General features: G+C 57.8%; 15 protein-coding genes. 9 read left to right on the top strand and 6 right to left on the bottom strand.

The window, feature by feature from the left end; translation table 11 throughout:
• Positions 1 to 253 precede the first annotated feature (253 nt).
• Positions 254 to 919: an HAD family hydrolase gene (locus tag G6N80_RS17505; RefSeq protein ID WP_246251509.1), complete on the top strand. Its 666-nt coding sequence runs from the start codon at positions 254 to 256 to the stop codon at positions 917 to 919.
• 57 nt (positions 920 to 976) lie between these two features.
• Here G6N80_RS17505 and G6N80_RS17500 read toward each other — a convergent pair whose 3' ends face one another.
• A complete protein-coding gene (locus G6N80_RS17500; RefSeq protein ID WP_165135647.1) occupies positions 977 to 2,953 on the bottom strand; it encodes a L,D-transpeptidase family protein in 1,977 nt (658 codons plus the stop codon).
• Positions 2,954 to 3,376: 423 nt separating this feature from the next.
• On the opposite strand from G6N80_RS17500, the gene fumC reads away from it, so the two are divergent.
• Both fumC and G6N80_RS17490 read left to right on the top strand, forming a co-directional pair.
• Positions 3,377 to 4,765, top strand: a complete 1,389-nt coding sequence (fumC, locus tag G6N80_RS17495) for a class II fumarate hydratase (RefSeq protein WP_062554281.1) — start codon at positions 3,377 to 3,379, stop codon at positions 4,763 to 4,765.
• A 263-nt stretch (positions 4,766 to 5,028) separates the two neighbouring features.
• Entirely contained in the window at positions 5,029 to 6,099 is a 1,071-nt protein-coding gene (locus G6N80_RS17490; protein ID WP_062554280.1) for a GGDEF domain-containing protein, read from the top strand.
• Positions 6,100 to 6,132: 33 nt separating this feature from the next.
• On the opposite strand, the gene G6N80_RS17485 is transcribed toward G6N80_RS17490, so the two are convergent.
• From G6N80_RS17485 to G6N80_RS17475, 3 genes are all read right to left on the bottom strand, one after another.
• Entirely contained in the window at positions 6,133 to 6,741 is a 609-nt protein-coding gene (locus tag G6N80_RS17485) for a pyridoxamine 5'-phosphate oxidase family protein (protein WP_062554279.1), read from the bottom strand.
• Positions 6,742 to 6,807: 66 nt separating this feature from the next.
• Entirely contained in the window at positions 6,808 to 8,022 is a 1,215-nt protein-coding gene (locus tag G6N80_RS17480; RefSeq protein WP_165135644.1) for a low temperature requirement protein A, read from the bottom strand.
• Positions 8,023 to 8,232: 210 nt separating this feature from the next.
• On the bottom strand, positions 8,233 to 8,619 hold the full coding sequence (locus tag G6N80_RS17475; protein ID WP_062554277.1) for a gamma-butyrobetaine hydroxylase family protein: 387 nt from the start codon (positions 8,617 to 8,619) through the stop codon (positions 8,233 to 8,235).
• 195 nt (positions 8,620 to 8,814) lie between these two features.
• Between G6N80_RS17475 and moaA the strand changes: the two genes are divergently transcribed.
• Positions 8,815 to 9,801, top strand: coding sequence for a GTP 3',8-cyclase MoaA (gene moaA / locus G6N80_RS17470; protein WP_246251508.1), 987 nt, complete (start codon positions 8,815 to 8,817; stop codon positions 9,799 to 9,801).
• Between the two features lie 4 nt (positions 9,802 to 9,805).
• Here the strand turns inward: moaA and G6N80_RS17465 are convergent, their stop codons facing one another.
• Positions 9,806 to 11,485: a methyl-accepting chemotaxis protein gene (locus G6N80_RS17465; protein WP_165135638.1), complete on the bottom strand. Its 1,680-nt coding sequence runs from the start codon at positions 11,483 to 11,485 to the stop codon at positions 9,806 to 9,808.
• Positions 11,486 to 11,625: 140 nt separating this feature from the next.
• On the opposite strand from G6N80_RS17465, the gene G6N80_RS17460 reads away from it, so the two are divergent.
• A complete protein-coding gene (locus G6N80_RS17460) occupies positions 11,626 to 12,033 on the top strand; it encodes a hypothetical protein (protein WP_165135635.1) in 408 nt (135 codons plus the stop codon).
• Positions 12,034 to 12,122: 89 nt separating this feature from the next.
• Here G6N80_RS17460 and G6N80_RS17455 read toward each other — a convergent pair whose 3' ends face one another.
• Positions 12,123 to 14,657, bottom strand: coding sequence for a methyl-accepting chemotaxis protein (locus tag G6N80_RS17455; protein WP_062554274.1), 2,535 nt, complete (start codon positions 14,655 to 14,657; stop codon positions 12,123 to 12,125).
• A gap of 331 nt (positions 14,658 to 14,988) precedes the next feature.
• On the opposite strand from G6N80_RS17455, the gene G6N80_RS17450 reads away from it, so the two are divergent.
• The 4 genes from G6N80_RS17450 to mobB all read left to right on the top strand — a co-directional run bounded on the left by G6N80_RS17450 (position 14,989) and on the right by mobB (position 17,319).
• Positions 14,989 to 15,204, top strand: a complete 216-nt coding sequence (locus tag G6N80_RS17450; RefSeq protein ID WP_165135632.1) for a hypothetical protein — start codon at positions 14,989 to 14,991, stop codon at positions 15,202 to 15,204.
• Positions 15,205 to 15,275: 71 nt separating this feature from the next.
• Complete coding sequence (locus G6N80_RS17445) at positions 15,276 to 16,181, top strand: DMT family transporter (RefSeq protein WP_165135629.1); 906 nt, start codon at positions 15,276 to 15,278, stop codon at positions 16,179 to 16,181.
• 8 nt (positions 16,182 to 16,189) lie between these two features.
• Positions 16,190 to 16,813: a molybdenum cofactor guanylyltransferase MobA gene (gene mobA / locus G6N80_RS17440; RefSeq protein ID WP_165135626.1), complete on the top strand. Its 624-nt coding sequence runs from the start codon at positions 16,190 to 16,192 to the stop codon at positions 16,811 to 16,813.
• Positions 16,810 to 17,319 carry a molybdopterin-guanine dinucleotide biosynthesis protein B gene (mobB, locus tag G6N80_RS17435; protein WP_165135623.1) on the top strand — a complete coding sequence of 170 codons (510 nt, stop codon included), beginning with the start codon at positions 16,810 to 16,812 and terminating at the stop codon, positions 17,317 to 17,319. The genes mobA and mobB overlap by 4 nt, the downstream gene beginning before the upstream one ends.
• Positions 17,320 to 17,348 lie beyond the last annotated feature (29 nt).

Raw genomic sequence — 17,348 nt, 5'->3', positions numbered from 1 at the left:
CCGCCGCAAGCTCCCATCTGTTTCGTTGTGTGCTGTTTACACGGCCAGCCTGATAAACAAAAGTCCCAGTTTCTGCTTCTTGGAGACTATTCGAAGACCAGAATACAAAGGCACACTCTCTCCTCTCCATTTGCAATTCTTGCTCACGATCCATAATCTCGCGCCACCCATGGACTTGGCGACACCCCCATTCTCTGCTTCGGAAGGTTTGATTTTGACTGCTACCCTTGTTGTTTTCGATCTCGACGGCACGATGATCGACACTGCGCCCGATCTGATCGAAAGCCTCAACCACACCATCGCAGCACGCGATCTGGAACCTGTCAGTTTCGATGATCTGACGCATCTGGTCGGACAAGGAGCACGGGTCATGATCCGGCGTGCATTTGACCTGCGCGGATATCCGCTGTCGGATCAGGAAGTCGACCCGCTGTTTGATCGCTTCATCGATCACTACAAGGCGCATATGCCAGGACTAAGCAGGCCTTTCGCCGGTCTTGAGGCAAGCCTGGACCGATTGGAACGTGATGGCTGCCGCGTTGCTGTCTGCACGAACAAGGCAGAACAGCTGGCAGTGCCCCTTCTGCGGAAGCTGGGCCTCGCGGACCGAATGGCAGTCATCACTGGGGGAGATACCTTCGCGTTCCGCAAACCGGATGGGCGGCATCTGCTCGAAACGATCAGACTGGCAGGCGGCGATCCTGCCAAAAGCATACTGGTCGGCGACAGCGTCAACGACATCCAGGCGGCCCACAATGCCTCGGTCGCATCGCTTGGCGTAACATTCGGCTATTCCGATGTGCCGATCGCCGATCTGAACCCCACACGCATCATCAGCCATTTCGACGAACTGACCGTCGAGTTGGTGCAGGAAACGCTCGCCGCAAGCCATCGCGCCCCGTTCCCGGTCACTGCCTGAACGGAAAAGGCCAGCCCTATGAAGGCTGGCCCCTATGCTTACATCAGCATTCGGAAATCAGGCGCCGCGCGCCTTGCTTGTGATTTCGAAGGCCTTTTCAACAGCAACATCACGCTTGTAGATATCATCGAAATACTCGATGTGACCGTCCTTGTTCGGCCATGCGGTGAAATAAGCCACGTAGACCGGGAACTTCTGCGGAACCTGTATAGCCTGGTTCTTGCCCTGAGCGATCTTGCCGGCCAGGTCCTGTTCGGTAATGCCCAGCACGGCGGCAGCCATCTTGCGGGGCTCCGCCAAACGCACACACCCGTGGCTCAACGCGCGCATGTCACGCTGGAAGAAGCTCTTCTGCGGCGTGTCATGCATATAGATGGCGTGGGCGTTCGGGAACAGGATCTTCAACTCGCCCAGAGCATTGTCGCTCGATGGCGGCTGGCGCACGGAAATCGCCTGCGTGGATCCGCGCCAGTCGACGGCAGTGGATGAGACCGCCTTGCCAGACACTTCCACCTGGTAGCCCATGCGGTCGAGATAGCTTGGATCCTGCCGAAGCTTCGGCAACATCTCATTGATGATGATCGACTGCGGGACGCCCCAATACGGATTGAGCTCGACCGTCTGGATTTCGTCCTGGAAGAAGAAGGTCTGATGGCTCGGCGAACCCACCACCACGCGCATGGAGAACTGCTCCTGCCCGTTCTGGTGATAGTAAACCCGGAATGCTGGCTGGTTGATGAAGACATAGCGGCTGCCGAGATCGTCCGGCAACCATTTGCTCTGCTCCATCGCTACGATCAGCTTCTCGATCTTGTCGTCGGAGGTATGGCCGGTCATGGCGCGCACTGTCGCCGGACCGATGACACCATCGGCCTTCAGGCCGATTTCCTTCTGGAAGCTCTTGACGACCTCCACCAGCTCCGGCGCGTAGGTCGGCGTATTCTGGTATGACGCAAAGACAGCGGAATGCTGCGTCTTCAAGGCATCAGAACCCTTGTGCTGGATAGCAGCAATCACCTTGGCCAGATCAGCATTGCTTTCACCCGGCTTCAGCTTCAGTGTTTCAGGCACCTGCACCGCTTGCGCTTCATTCCCGGCAGCGGCGCGCACCTTGGCAAGCTCCGCCTTCAGCGCCAGGAATTGCGCGCTCTTCGGCGCCATGCCGTCCAGATAGACGCTTGCATCTGCAGCACTCTGCAGCCCTGGCAGAATGGAGGAAAGGTTGACGTCGCGTCGCTTCAGGTCGTGATATTCCGAGATCCGGTTCGGGTCGATCCGGCCACGTGCCATATCCTGCGCAAACAGCACAGCCTTGGCAGACAGCGCCAGCTCGAACTGCATCAGTTCCTTCTGATGCTCATCTGGAGCCTGAGCGACAGCAGGCTTGACCGCCGTGGCAGCAGGACTCTCCGCAGCGGGAGTGGGTACGGAAGAAGCATCGGCCGATACAGGCGTAACCGCCGGTGCTTCAACAGGCTTCTGGGCATCGGACACGCTGGATGTCACGAAAGTCGGCACCGGAATGCGATAATCAGCCGGGTTCAGACCGTAATCGCCAGCCTTTTCCATCAGCGCTATTACCGCACGGGCGCGTTCGCTCACATCTTCCTTGTCTACCCAGAGGAGAGCGGCGTTCTTGGCGTAGAAGGCTTCGACCGCGTTCGCGACATCACTCGGCGCGGAAACCTTTGCCTGCGCAAGGAAACGGCTGGCATCCGTGGCCGACGCAGTCGCGAAACCAGCGGTCTTCACGGCGCGGAAGGCGTCTGCCTTGTAGGTGAAATATTTCGGGGCCGAAACTTTCGGCAGTGGCTCCGGATCGCTGAGATCAATCGCACGCTGGCTGATGGGTGGCTGCACACTCGTCGGCACGCGACCTTCAACCTGCTCCTGAACGCTTTGGCGCTTCTCGCCGCGCAGCATGTCCATAAGGGTCAAGGCGTTGGCCGTACCTGCGCCGATGGCAGAGGAAGCAATGCCGGAAAGCAGGGCGATTGCGAGAGAAGTCTTTGTGTATGCGTGCGGCAACGTCATCCCCGTCACGTTGAGGGCCTTGAATCAGCGGGCCTTGTGAGCCTTTGCGCCTGAATAGCTGGTCGTGAGCGCTGTGAAAAGTAAACGAAAAGCGATGCCTGACCGGTGAAAGAGCGCTGATCCTGCTCGCGATCGTTGCCGGAACTTTAAGAAATCATTGGTTAATTTTTTACTGATAACTTGCTTGAAGAGGCATCAAGACGGTTCACAGGCGCTTGATCGGGCTCAATATAAATCCTTGGCGTGTCATTAAAAACACGCGACCAACCCTCAATTTAGCCTCTCCTCATCAACCTTCGCAGTGCTTGCAGTCGCAAAACAAACGTATAGTAATGCCCGCGCCCGACCTTGCATCGGAAACCGACACCGCATAGGTGCAGCCGAGCAAACCAGTTTACGTCCGTGTCACGCAGAGGCTTTAAGATGACTACGCGCACCGAAACCGATACATTTGGCCCGATTGAAGTTGCCAGCGACCGCTATTGGGGCGCTCAGGCGCAACGCTCGCTTGGAAACTTCAAGATCGGTTGGGAAAAGCAACCCCTCTCCGTCATCCGTGCGCTTGGTATCGTCAAGCAGGCTGCGGCGCGCGCCAACATGGCCCTCGGCGGCCTGGATGCGAAGATCGGCGAAACCATCATCGCCGCCGCGCAGGAAGTCATCGACGGCAAGCTGAATGATCACTTCCCGCTTGTCGTCTGGCAGACCGGCTCCGGCACGCAGTCGAACATGAATGCCAACGAGGTTATCTCGAACCGGGCAATCGAAATGCTCGGCGGCGTCATGGGCTCCAAGAAGCCTGTTCACCCGAACGATCATGTCAACATGAGCCAGTCGTCGAACGACACCTATCCGACGGCCATGCACATCGCCTGCGCAGAACAGATCGTTCGCCATCTCATTCCAAGCCTCAAGCACCTGCATGCGGCGCTGGATGCGAAGTCGAAAGCCTTCGCGCATATCATCAAGATCGGCCGCACGCACACGCAGGACGCAACGCCCCTGACGCTGGGTCAGGAGTTTGGCGGTTACACCGCGCAGGTGGCTTCCGCCATCAAGCGGATCGAAGTCTCCCTGTCGGGCCTCTATGAACTGGCGCAGGGCGGCACAGCCGTAGGCACGGGTCTCAATGCGCCGGTCGGCTTTGCCGAAAAGGTTGCCGAAGAGATCGCCGCGATTACCGGCCTGCCCTTCGTCACCGCGCCGAACAAGTTCGAGGCACTGGCGGCGCATGATGCCATGGTCTTCGCTCACGGCGCCATCAATGCCGCAGCCGCTGCTCTGTTCAAGATCGCAAATGACATCCGCTTCCTCGGCTCCGGCCCCCGTGCCGGCCTCGGTGAACTGGCCCTGCCGGAAAACGAGCCGGGCTCGTCCATCATGCCGGGCAAGGTCAACCCGACCCAGTCGGAAGCCTTGACGCAGGTCTGCGCGCATATCTTCGGCAATCAAGCGGCCATCACCTTCGCTGGCAGCCAGGGCCATTTCGAACTCAACGTGTTCAACCCCATGATGGCCTACAACTTCCTGCAGTCCGTCCAGCTTCTGGCAGATGCAGCGGTTTCCTTCACGGATAACTGCGTTGTCGGCATCGAGGCGCGCGAAGACAACATCAAGCGCGGCGTCGAAAACTCGCTGATGCTGGTCACGGCTCTGAACGGCAAGCTGGGCTATGATGCCTGCGCCAAGATCGCCAAGACCGCGCACAAGAACGGCACGACCCTGCGTGAAGAGGCAGTCGGCGGCGGATACCTCACGAACGAGGAATTCGACCAGTATGTCCGCCCTGAAAACATGATCGGACCAAAGTAAGAAGCTGTTCCCTGACGCATGTGACTGGATAGAATTTCTATTCTTCCCTTGCGTCAGGGATCTGCAGCATAAGGGTTGCGCTCATCACTGGACGAACAACCGCGCTGACACTTGACTATAATCAAGCCCGACTTCGCGGCCTCTCTGTAATTGTTTAATTGCAATGGTATTTTAGCGCGCTAGGCGCTCCGACATTAATGCTTTTCCAATAAATTGCGAATAACCATTACCATCAGTCTCAAATCGATGACCGGAGCAGAGCAATGACGACGGCAGCTGCGCAGAAGGCGCAAGCCGCCGATGTGGCCGGACAGATCATACACGCCATGCGTGTAATGAATGTCTCTCCCATCCCGCGGAACTACCAGCTCTTCTACGAGGCCTACATAGGCACGAACCCGGCGTTGACCCGGGAACTCTCGCTGCTGGGGAACCGGCCTCGCCAGGAAGAACTCGACGAGCTTGCCGCAACATTCATTGGAACCGGTCAGGCTTCGATGATGGAGAAAGCCCACGGCAGGCTGGTGGAAGAGCTCGATGCGCTGCTCAGCCTCTTGCGCCGGGAACAGACCTCGCTCGAAAGCTACAATCGTCTGCTGGATGAAACTGCCACGACCATCAACGCGAAGAACAATTTCTCCGCAGACCTGCTGCGCAACGCCATATCTCTCCTGAGCAAGGCGACCGGCGACACCCTTGCACAGGGTGAGAAAACGGTTGAAGGCGTGGTTCAACGCAGCCAGGAAGTGGATCAGGTTCGTAAGGAACTGGACGAGTACAAGCGCATTGCGAACACGGATTCGCTGACCCGTCTCTCGAACCGCCGCGCCTTCGACGAGAAGCTGGCGACGCTTTACGACGATAGCATGCAATTGCCCGTCACGGCGCTCGTGCTGGCCGATATCGACCATTTCAAGAAATTCAACGATGCCTACGGCCATCCGGTGGGTGACAAGATCCTTGCATCCGTTGCTGCCGTCCTCAGATCAAGCGTCCGCAAGGATGTTTTCGTAGCCCGAACCGGCGGCGAGGAATTTGCTCTGATCATCGAGGGCAATACGACCGAAGAAGTGATGGCCATCTGCGAGCGTCTGCGCAAGGCGCTCGAAACAAGGCCATTCCGCAATTCACGCACGGGCATGGATTATGGACCGATCACGATTTCGATCGGCGTTGCCATGGCATCGCAGGCCGATGACGCCGGTGATCTCTACGTCAAATCCGATACGGCTCTGTATTGCGCCAAGAATGCCGGCCGCAACCGCCTGATGCTCTTCGAGGACGGCATGCGCAAGGACTATGGCGGCAAGAGCTGGCTGATCTACAAGAAGTAATCCGGCATAGATCGCCTGCGCCGTAAGCGACCATCACCACATGGTCGCTTTTGCGCGTTCAGGCCATTCCCTGTCATAGGTCTGTTGATCGAAATCCGCCTTCGCTCCCTTCAGCATCTGCCCGGGAGTTGGCAGTGTCTGCGGGTCGGCAAATCTGTCCGGGTTCCAAAGCTCGGCACGCATGACTGCACGCGCGCACTGGAAATACACCTCCACGATGGTAACAATGGTGACACTGCGCGGATGATACCCATCCATCTCAAAGCTCTGCAGCAGTTCAGGCTCGATGGAAACCACAGCCCGACCGTTGATGCGCATCACGCTGGTGGATCCCGGAATGAGAAACATCAGCGCAACACGCGGGTCGCGAACTATATTCTCAAGCGAGTCGACACGATTATTGCCTCTCCAGTCCGGAAGCAGGATCGTTCGATTGTCCTGAATGCGGACAACGCCGCCTAGGTCTCCGCGCGGAGAGCAGTCCAATCCTTCCGGTGCGACAGTTGCCAGCGCGACGAAAGGTGATGCCTCGATCATCTGGCGATATTCCGGCGTCAGCGCCTGTGTCACTTTGACGAGAGACGCTTCGCTCGGGTTCTTGTAGATGTCCCGCAATTGCTCGACGGATGTGATGACGGTCATGTGTTCCTCCCGTTGCATCACTGGAGTAAATCACGCGATCCAGGGCTGCAAGCGCGTTCTTGTGCTCTACTCGCCGCGCAGCTCTCCCACTTCATCCGCCTCATGGGGTATGCGCCCCAGCCGCCTGTACTCCCAGATCGCAACCGCAAGCAGAATGCAAACCGCAAGCGCAGCAGTCCAGAGAGTTACCCACCCCTGTGTCACGAGAAGAAGCGCAAGGAGAGCGGCAATACCGGCAATATGTGACCAGGGCAGATAACCGGTCGTCACGCGCTTGACCCACAGGTTCCCGGCCAGAAATACCATCGGGCCGCCACATATCACCAAGGCTCTGGCCAATCCTCCGGTTTCGACCGGATGCGCAATCAGGTGTTCGGCGGCAACGGCACAAAGGATGATACCGGCCACGACCGGGATATGAGCATAAGTGAAGACATGGAGCGCGACCTCACCCGGCTCGTCCGACTCCTCGATCTCCTGCGATGCCTTTTCGTGACCGAAGTGAAAATAGATCCACCACATGAGGCCGGTCGCCAGAAATGAACCTGCGAGAATGACAACGATCAGCGGAGATATGTCCTGATCCGAGAAACTGCGACCCGTTGCCAGGATCGACTCGCCAAGACAGATCATGACGAACAATCCGCAACGCTCGGCCATATGCTCGCCGGATATGTCCCAGTCTTCGGTTGTAGAGCGACCATAGCCGGGCACCACGAACCTGAGCTCGGGGGCTAGAAATTCCAGTAGCAGGGCGCCATACCAGATGATCAATCGCGCATGCGGATCGCTCAGCGCACCCCAGATCCAAAGAATGGCGGACAGTGCAAACCAGAGGGAAACCCGCACGAAGTTGCGGCGGACATTTTCCATGACGCCGTTGAAGGCATAGATTGCAAACAGTGAACGGCCCAGCTGCATGGCGACATAGGTCGCAGCAAACATCAGGCCCCGTTCCTCGAAAGCCTTGGGAATGGCCGAAGACATCAGCAGGCCGAGAAACATGAGGCCGAACAGCAGCGCCCGAACGGGCATGCGCTCCGGATCCAGCCTGTTCGTCACCCAGGCCGTATGAATCCAGACCCACCAGAGGGCAAGGGCGAAAACGCCGCCTTCTGTCAGTCCCGCCAGCGTAAAGTCTTCCACGATGAAATGGGAAAGCTGGATGAGTGCGAAGACGAAGACGAGGTCGAAGAAAAGTTCGGGAAACCCGACCGTGCGTTCACGCTGGTCGCCATCCTTGACCCAATGGTCGTCGGCTTTGGTGTCGGTGTGCGCCATGAAACGTAAGCATTCTATGAGAGGCCGGGAAACGCACGAGGCCGTGCGCCCGTCAAATCACTGGCGGCTTAAAAGTTCCATCAATATCGATCTGTCTACGTTCAAGTTAGCGCATGTCGCGCAAAAGTGTGCAGCGGTTTTGCGATAACGACGTGCGACAAAACAGAGAGTTAAAGCGTCAGGAGCGAATCTGAAAGATCGCGATACGCTTTAGCGCGCGATGCCGGGTGTGTCCCTGTTCATCCCCTTCGCGGCAAGCTCCCGTTCGTATTCCGCGAACAGATCCTGTCCCTTTTCACCCAGTTCTCGCAGGTATTTCCAGGTAAAGATGCCGCTGTCGTGGCCATCATCGAACGCGATCCGGATCGCATAATTACCGGCAGCAACAACGTTTCGAATGCCCACCAATCGCTTGCCCGGCACCGTTACCTTCTGCCCCGGTCCATGCCCCTGCACCTCCGCTGAGGGGGATAGAACCCGCATCATTTCTGCAGGTACGGCAAAAGCAGCTCCGTCGTCAAAGCTGATTGTCAGGCTGCGCTTGTCGGCTGCCACCTTGATTTCGGTGGGCCAGGAAGAGGCGCTTGCATCACTCATATCGTCTATTCCGCATCTTCTATGCTTGCTGGCCCGGATGTGGTGACCATTCAAGCATCTTCTGTCAAAACCATTTCCATCCGCCTTGACGCATGTCGCAGCAAGTCCCATCTTCCGCGAAGGAGGACACGCGCCTTGAACAGTCTGGTCAATCCCAACGATACCCATACGCCATTGCGCACGAATGCGCATCCAATGATTGACCCATTCGGTCGCATGGTGAGTTATCTCCGTGTGTCCGTGACGGATCGGTGCGATTTCCGCTGCACCTATTGCATGGCGGAAAACATGACTTTCCTTCCGAAGAAAGATCTTCTGACGCTGGAGGAGTTGGACCGACTCTGTTCCGCCTTCATCGGCAAGGGCGTCCGCAAACTGCGCCTGACAGGCGGCGAACCGCTTGTGCGCAAGAACATCATGTACCTCGTCAGGGCGCTCGGTCGTCACATAGAAACCGGTGCGCTGGAGGAACTGACCCTGACGACAAACGGCTCGCAGCTAACGCGTTATGCCGAAGAGCTTTACGATTGCGGCGTCAGGCGCATCAACGTCTCCGTCGACACGCTGGATCCGGACAAGTTCAAGGCCGTCACACGCTGGGGTGACCTTCAGAAGGTTCTTGAAGGCATTGAAGCCGCCCGCAAGGCGGGCCTGAAGATAAAGCTCAACGCAGTGGCTCTGAAAGGTTTTAACGAGCACGAGATCCCGTCAATGCTGCGATTTGCGCATGAACGCGGCATGGATCTGACGGTCATCGAAACCATGCCGATGGGCGAGATCGAAGAGGATCGGACGGATCAATATCTGCCGCTCTCCCAGGTGCGAGCCTCGCTCGAGGAACAGTTCACCCTCTCGGATATCCCGTTCAAAACGGGCGGTCCGGCACGATATGTCACTGTTCAGGAAACGGGCGGCAAGCTTGGGTTCATCACTCCCATGACCCATAATTTCTGCGAAAGCTGCAACCGCGTCCGGCTCACCTGCACAGGAACGCTCTACATGTGTCTTGGCCAGAACGATGCGGCCGATCTCCGCACCGCTTTGCGGGCATCCACGGATGACGCATATCTCTCGGCGGCCATCGACGAGGCGATCTCACGCAAGCCGAAAGGCCACGACTTCATCATCGACCGGAACAACCGCCCTGCCGTCAGCCGGCATATGAGCGTCACAGGCGGTTGATGCCTCAAGAGGCCCGTCTGACAGCCACCTGTGCCGGTTGCTGAATGACGAAGCCTGAAATCCGCTCATAGAGTGCGCGGGCTTCTTCCGAGAGGGATTGGGCGGCAGCACTTGCCTCTTCCACTGTTGCAGCATTTCGCTGTGTCGTCTGATCCAGAACATTCACCGCTGAACTGATCTCTGCGATACCGGTCGCCTGTTCGCGAGAGGCCTGGGAGATTGCCACGACGTTGACATCGACGTCCTTGACCTGTCGGACGATTTCGTCGAGCGCAGACCCTGTCTGGTTCACGAGTGAAACGCCCTCGGCAACCGCTGCACCGGACGAGGAAATCAGTCCCTTGATATCCTTGGCCGCGCTCGCAGATCGCTGTGCAAGTTCGCGAACCTCCTGGGCGACGACGGCAAATCCCTTCCCGGCTTCCCCGGCACGTGCGGCCTCGACGCCCGCGTTCAGGGCAAGAAGGTTCGTCTGGAAGGCGATGGAATCGATCACGCCGATGATATTGCTGATTTCACGGGAAGACGCTTCGATCTTTGCCATGGCCGCAGTCGCATTTTCGACAATGGCGCCCGATCTCTCTGCACCCCGGCGCGTCTCCTCCACCAGGCGCTGCGCTTCTGCGGCACGATGGGAAGCGTCTCTAACGGTGGTCGTCAGCTGATCCAGCGCGGCAGCCGTTTCCTCCAAAGACGCTGACTGCGTTTCGGCGCTGCGCGCAATATCGTTCGAGACCGAATTGATTGTCTGCACGTTTCCGGTCAGGCCCTGAGCCGACGCTTTGATGCCTGACACCGTCTCACCGAGCGTCTGGAACGCCAGATTGAGATCAAGCCGAACCTGCTCCAGCGCCGGGTCCAGTCTGTCGTCAATCTGCGCGGTCAGATCCCCGTGGGCGAGCCTGCCGATAGCCGCGCCGATCCGTTCAACGGCACTCATGCGCGCCGTAATATCCGTCGCGACCTTGATGACCTTGTAGACCACGCCCTTCGAATTGAAGACGGGCGTGTAGGCAGCCTGAATCCATACCTTCCGTCCGCCTTTGCCGAAACGCACGAAATTGTCGGCGACAAATTCCCCCCGTCTCAGCCGCTCCCAAAACGCGGTATAATCGGCACTGCGCACATAGTCTGGATCGCAGAACATGGAGTGATGCTGACCGACGATCTCGCTGAGTTGATACCCCATCGCACCGAGAAAGTTCTCGTTCGCCTTCACCACTCTGCCGTCGCGTTCGAATTCGATGATCGCCTGGCTCTGGTCAATCGCAATCAGACGATTCTCGTCATCCTGAGCGGCAAGCTTGCTGGCTGTAATGTCACTCGCAATCTTCAGGATCCGCACGACCCTGCCATTTTGCATGACGGGATTATAGGACGCCTCGATCCAGAGATCGTTCCCCGCCTTCGTCTGGCGAAGGAATTGGCCGTGCTGAAATTTACCTGCGGAAAGGTCGGCCCAGAACCTGCGGTATTCTTCCGAAGAACGGAGAGCCTCGGTACAGAAGAGCCGGTGATGCTGGCCAATGATCTCGCCGATCTCATACCCCAACGCCTTGCAGAAATTCTCATTGGCATGGAGGATCCTGCCCGACGGATCAAACCAGATCATCGCCTGAGAGCGAGAGATCGCCGCCATCTCATTGGCAAGGCGGGATGCACTGAACAGGTGACGAATGGCCATGTGTTTAAAATCCGAGCGAGTAACAACTTGCGGATTACAACTCATCAGCATTTAATTAATTGCTAAATATCAAGGACCACTTCCACTGGTTGAGAATTTGTGTTGTGACGGCATCCAAGTTTAGCGGATGCGTTGCCAGGATGCCCGAAGTCAGTTTTCAGACCCGCAGTTGCGCCCGATGTACGCTGTGCTGCCGCCTTCCGGATATCGATGAACTCGACAAGCCGGCCAACGTCAATTGCGTCCACTGCGTCGAAGGCTTCGGCTGTCGTACCTATGAAAAGCGGCCCCAAACCTGCCGGCAATTCCAGTGCGACTGGTTGACTGATCCGGCTCTGGATGACGCGTGGAACCCGCTCGACTGTTACATGATTGTCTATCGTCAGGGGGCCCAGAGAACTGTCCTTGTCGATCCGAGCCTTGGCAAAGCCTGGCAACAGGGTCACTACGCCTCAATGCTCAAGGACCTCGCACGCCAAAGCGAGGCTGAAGGCGGATACCTCATCCTGTTTGCGGGGGATGAAGTTCGCCGTATTCGCCCAATCTGAGCGAAACGCAGGTGCCCGAAATTCGGCGCAAGCTAAAGGGCCGCACGATGAAGCGCGACCCTTCGAATGTTTGCACGAGGCGATGCTGATCAGGCAGCCCAGCCACGCCGCGCTTGGCCGCCACCGGCATCTCCAACGCGGAAGTGCTCGATCTTTTCGGCAAGCGCCACCGCACGGCCTCTCAGTCCGTGGATTTCGGCATTGTTTTCCTCCACCATCGCAGCGTTGCGCTGTGTGATGAGCTCGACCTCGCCAAGCGCCTGGCTCACCTCGCCGATACCCACCGACTGCTCGCGCGTCGCTGACGAAATATCGGCCACCAGCTTCTGGACGGTGCTGACATGGGAGATGATCTGGCTCAGAGCCTCACCGGTCTGTTCCACCAGTTGAACGCCGTTGGATACCTGATGCGCACTCTGGGAAATGAGCCCCTTGATCTCCTTGGCAGCATTCGCGCAGCGTTGCGCCAGTTCGCGCACTTCCTGTGCCACCACCGCGAAGCCGCGGCCTGCCTCGCCTGCACGCGCCGCTTCGACGCCTGCGTTCAATGCGAGAAGGTTCGTCTGGAACGCGATCTCGTCGATAACACCGATGATCGTGCTGATCTTTTCGGAAGACCGGCTGATTTCACCCATGGCAGTGATGGCGTTGGTTACGACCTGACCGGACTGCACCGCGAAGGCTTCCGTCTGGTTGACTGATTCCGACGTGCGCTGAGCGCTACCTGCCGTCGATTTGACGATATCGCTGAGCTGTCTCAGGGCACGCGTGGACTGTTCCAGTGCCGCCGCCTGCTGTTCGGTGCGCCGTGCCAGGTCATCCGCAGAACTGGAGAGGTTGCTGGAACCGCTGTTGATGTCGGCTGCGACCGATCGAACGTCTGCGAGTGTTGCTGAAAGCGTGCGGACAGCCACGTTATAGGTACGGGCCATATCGACGAAATCGGCTGGCAGGTTTTCGTTCATCTCGACCTGCAAGTTGCCTTCAGCAAGTTGATGCAGAACGTCGGAGAGGGCCGAAAGCGCCATACGTTGCTCGTTCGAGACCTTGGCACGCTCTGCGGCGCGACGTTCGGCTTCAGCAGTCGTGGCGTCACGCGCAGCAGAGGCTTCCTGCTCGAGCCGGATGTTTTCCAGCGCCGCATCGCGGAAGACGGTGACGGAACGAACCATGTCGCCGATTTCATCGCCGCGTTCACGTCCCTCGATACGGACCTCCAGATCGCCGCTTGCGAGACGGGTCATGATTTCGGTAACGCGGCGCAGCGGCGCCCGCAGCGTTTCAACCAGCATCAGAGCGCCGATGATGGCCAGCAGGGTGCCGATGACCGTTGCGGCGATCGAAAGGTTGGCGGAGCGTTCGCTATCCTGCTTGCCAGCCTCCTGAGCCTGGGCCACGAAATTCTTGAGGCCAGCCATGCCGTCCAGCAACTGCTTCTCGGTCGTCACGCGTGCGGCTTTCCACTGCCCCGCCAGCTCCAGCATCGTCGCGGATTGCTTTTCGACAGTGTCGAGAATCGGTGTAACTTGAGAGGCGAAGTCCCGCATCGTCGGGTTCTTCTTGCCAAGGTCGGAAACCTTTTCGCTGGCTGCACGAAGTGCACGGATGTCGGACAGAAGTTCCTCGCGGGCACTGTTTGTCAAAGCCACCCGCAAACGTTCAGTATGCAGCTGCAGCATGTCGTTCAGGCGCAACGATTCGGTCAACTGCTCGACCAGAGCACGGTTGATCTGCAGATCGTCTTCCAGTGTCGCGAACCGGTCCGCTGCCGTATTCGTGTTCTGGTTCGCCGTCATCAGATAGGTATCGCGAACCGGCTGGAGAGCAGCCATCGCATCACGAATGGCGCTCGCCTTGTCGGCAGCAGGCTGGTCGCTCTTGGCAATCGTCTCGATAGCGGTCAGCTTGTCCTTCAGCGTCGAGAGCGAACTCAATGCCTTCGTGGTGGCCTTTGCCTCAAGCTTCGGCAAATCCTTTCGAAGAACGCCGATATAGGTCACCGCGGCACGCGGCAGAGCCTCGTCATTTGTGATGTTCTTCACCGCATCGAACAGGCTATCCATGCGGGCCGCTGTTGTCCTCAGCGCATAGGCATCGAAAAGCGCGCCCTTCGCAAACTTCTCCTTGCTTTCGCCTTCCTTCCGCACGGTCTCGAACTGCGCGCTGACAGCACCGGCAAGCGCGCGGATTTCGTCCACGCTGGCCTCCATGGTCTGTTCGGTGCGGGTCGTCTTGCGCTCGATTTCCCAAAGCCCGGCAGTAGACTGCTTGAGCGCCGGCGCGGTCTGCTGGACAACAGAAAGACGCTGCCGATCCTCAGGCGTAACCACCAGCCCTTCCAGAATGGAGATTCCCTTCTCCTGCTCGGCAATCGCATCGTTCAATGCCTTGAGGCTTGCGCTACTTGGCTGAGCAAGAAACCCGAGAAGGGAAGCCTGCAGTCGCTCGAAATCGCCAATGTTCTCGATGGTGGCGCGTGTCACGGTCATGTGCCCGTTGAGCATGCGCGCGGTGTAGAAACCAGCGAGCCCCACGCCTGCGATCAACAGGATAAGGGGAACGACAAACAGCAAAACCTTCGTGACGATACGGCGGCTTTGTAACAAACGATCCAGGAACGACATTGCACCTCCTCGTGCAACTTCGGCGCGTCCATTCATGGGCGGCGGTACACGGCCATCCCTCATCATGCGGGAGCTTGAAACGAAGCTTTGCCAACTAGCTATTGAGCAATCGTTAATTCAGAACTCTACCAATTGACATGGATTTACAATCGAAAATTGAAACCTATGCCATCGAATTCGATCTAGAAGTATAAACTGCAGTAAATAATAATATGAGGACAATCAATTCAGATGAATTTCGAAATATGCAACATTAATTCAACAATTTATTTTTAAAACTGTTCCCATGTCATGTTTTTGACCGACATTACAAGCAATTTGGATTTCCGGGATGAGACAATGCGCGCAAACCATGGCCCTTGTCTCGGAACGCAAGACCGTTCTTCTGACGCGCGTTTTCCACCGTACAAGGGGTCCCGAAGATGGCTTGATCAACACGGATACTCTAAAGGCTTGCTTTTCCACTCATCCCCGCCAAGTGTTGAAGCGTCTGCCGGAACAGCGCGCCAATCCTGGCATGCTGTTCGATGAAATCGTCTTTTCATAACCAAACAACTGGTGCGTGCCGCTGTGATCGACTACAGCGAAATCGCTAATATATGCCTGAGGGAATCGAGAATGCCGTTATCATCGAATTCGCGTGGCGCCCTGATGATGACGATTGCCATGGGAGCCTTCACCACCAATGATGCGCTCATCAAATCGATCACGCATGACCTGAACATTGCGCAGATCATCTTTCTGCGCGGCATCGCGACAGCCATCATTCTCGCCGTCATGGCCTGGTCCTACGGAATCCTCGGGCAGTTCCGATTGATGTTCAATAAGGCCGTCATCCTCAGATCCGGCTTCGAGATCGGCGCGACCATTACCTATATCAGTGCCCTTTCGCACATCGATCTGTCTGTGGCCGCTACAATATTGCTCTCTCTGCCGCTTGCCGTGACCTTCGGAGCCTGGGCCTTCTTCAAGGAACCGGTCGGATGGAGGCGCTGGCTGGCCATCATCGTCGGCTTCGTCGGTGTCATCATCATCCTGAAGCCGAGCCCGGAAGCTTTCGTGCCCGCATCTCTGTTGGCGGTCACCACGGTCTTCTTCACAGCCGGCCGCGACCTGACCACGCGGCGGATCAACTCAGCCATCCCGACCCTGCTCGTCTCGCTTTTTGCCGGCCTGACCAACACGGTCTTCGGCGCGGTTCTCATTGTTCCCATGGGCGGCTGGATGCCCGTGAGCGGTCACTCCGTGCTCATCATCGTCGTGGCCGCCTGTTTCATTATTGCGGGCTATCTGTCGATCATCAGTGCCATGCGAACGGGAGACATCTCCTTCATCGCGCCGTTTCGCTACACGAGCCTCATCTTCTCGCTGAGCCTTGGCTATTATCTGTTTCAGGAGCGACCGGACGGCTACATGACACTGGGCGCCAGTCTCATTGTTGCATCGGGTCTTTATGCCTTCTACCGTGAGAAACAGCGCACACGGGAAACGCCCGCTGCCAAGAGTACGCAGACACCCAATTGAGAACGCAAATGCCCCTGCCTTCCGCGCCTGCCGTCGCCGTCATCCTCGCCGGGGGTCTTTCCCGCCGGATGGGTCGAGACAAGGCCGAAGTCTTGCTGGCGGGAACCAGACTGGTGGATCGCGTGGCCGCCCGGTTGCGCCACCAGAACCTGTCCGTATTCCTCAACGCGTCGGATGATCTCGGAACGTCGCTCCCCCTTGTTCCGGATACGCTACAGGGTCATCGGGGGCCGCTCGCCGGAATTCTTGCCGCCATGCGCCACGGCGCAAGCCGGTCCGATCCCACGAGCCATGTGCTGACGGTGCCGATCGATAGCCCCTTCATACCGCTGGATATTGCGGCCAGATTGAGCGCGGCTGCGACATCCGATGGAAGCATCGTGATCGCCGTGTCGCAAGGCGCTCTCCATCCGGTCGTCGGCTTTTGGCCGATCCGTTTGGCCGATGAATTGCAGGCGTTTCTCGAAGGTCCGGAAAATCCGCGCGTCAAGACGTTTCTGTCCCGCCACGATACCCGGACTGTCGAGTTTGCCGACATCGAAACGCCCGTTGGTCCGTTCGACCCCTTCTTCAACGTCAATACGCCGGAGGACCTGCAATTGGCCCATCGCTACGTGGAGTTTGTGGGATGACCCCGAAGCTGTTTGGTATTGCTGGCTGGAAAAACTCCGGCAAGACGGGCCTCGCCGTACGCGTGGTGGAGGAGCTGACGCGCCGCGGTTTTCGCGTCTCGACCGTCAAGCACGCGCATCATGATTTCGATATCGATAAGGTCGGCGCAGACAGCTACCGTCATCGGCAGGCAGGCGCGCACGAGGTCGCCCTCGTCTCCGGCACGCGGTATGCAATCATGCACGAATTGCGTGGTGCCGATGAACCAAGCTTCGAGGAAATCATCTCCCGCCTCGCTCCGTGCGATATCCTCATCATCGAGGGCTACAAGCGCGAACCGATCCCGAAAATCGAGGCACGCCGCCTTGAGGCAGCCAAGCGCGAACCGCTGGCACCCAGTGATCCATTCATCTTAGGCATTGCTGCGGATCATGCTGTCGAAGGAACCGCCCTGCCCGTCTTCGATCTCGATGATACCAATGCGATTGTCGATTTCGTCATCGAGACGACAGGCCTGAACGCCTGATGCGAAAAGACCGCCGGGACGATCTGGCC

Source organism: Rhizobium rhizoryzae, from assembly GCF_011046895.1.
GTDB lineage: Bacteria > Pseudomonadota > Alphaproteobacteria > Rhizobiales > Rhizobiaceae > Neorhizobium > Neorhizobium rhizoryzae.
The sequence above is the reverse complement of the archived record's forward strand: the minus strand, read 5'-3'. Positions and strand labels throughout refer to the sequence as shown.

Excerpts from the sequence above, each read along its gene's own strand:
- G6N80_RS17505 (WP_246251509.1), top strand. The coding sequence starts at position 254 with ATGATCGACACTGCGCCCGATCTGATCGAAAGCCTCAACCACACCATC.
- G6N80_RS17480 (WP_165135644.1), bottom strand. The coding sequence starts at position 8,022 with ATGGCGCACACCGACACCAAAGCCGACGACCATTGGGTCAAGGATGGC.
- G6N80_RS17475 (WP_062554277.1), bottom strand. The coding sequence starts at position 8,619 with ATGAGTGATGCAAGCGCCTCTTCCTGGCCCACCGAAATCAAGGTGGCA.
- G6N80_RS17450 (WP_165135632.1), top strand. The coding sequence starts at position 14,989 with ATGAGACAATGCGCGCAAACCATGGCCCTTGTCTCGGAACGCAAGACC.
- G6N80_RS17455 (WP_062554274.1), bottom strand. The coding sequence starts at position 14,657 with ATGTCGTTCCTGGATCGTTTGTTACAAAGCCGCCGTATCGTCACGAAG.
- G6N80_RS17490 (WP_062554280.1), top strand. The coding sequence starts at position 5,029 with ATGACGACGGCAGCTGCGCAGAAGGCGCAAGCCGCCGATGTGGCCGGA.
- fumC (WP_062554281.1), top strand. The coding sequence starts at position 3,377 with ATGACTACGCGCACCGAAACCGATACATTTGGCCCGATTGAAGTTGCC.
- G6N80_RS17460 (WP_165135635.1), top strand. The coding sequence starts at position 11,626 with ATGCCCGAAGTCAGTTTTCAGACCCGCAGTTGCGCCCGATGTACGCTG.
- mobB (WP_165135623.1), top strand. The coding sequence starts at position 16,810 with ATGACCCCGAAGCTGTTTGGTATTGCTGGCTGGAAAAACTCCGGCAAG.
- mobA (WP_165135626.1), top strand. The coding sequence starts at position 16,190 with ATGCCCCTGCCTTCCGCGCCTGCCGTCGCCGTCATCCTCGCCGGGGGT.
- G6N80_RS17485 (WP_062554279.1), bottom strand. The coding sequence starts at position 6,741 with ATGACCGTCATCACATCCGTCGAGCAATTGCGGGACATCTACAAGAAC.
- G6N80_RS17500 (WP_165135647.1), bottom strand. The coding sequence starts at position 2,953 with ATGACGTTGCCGCACGCATACACAAAGACTTCTCTCGCAATCGCCCTG.
- G6N80_RS17465 (WP_165135638.1), bottom strand. The coding sequence starts at position 11,485 with ATGGCCATTCGTCACCTGTTCAGTGCATCCCGCCTTGCCAATGAGATG.
- G6N80_RS17445 (WP_165135629.1), top strand. The coding sequence starts at position 15,276 with ATGCCGTTATCATCGAATTCGCGTGGCGCCCTGATGATGACGATTGCC.
- moaA (WP_246251508.1), top strand. The coding sequence starts at position 8,815 with ATGATTGACCCATTCGGTCGCATGGTGAGTTATCTCCGTGTGTCCGTG.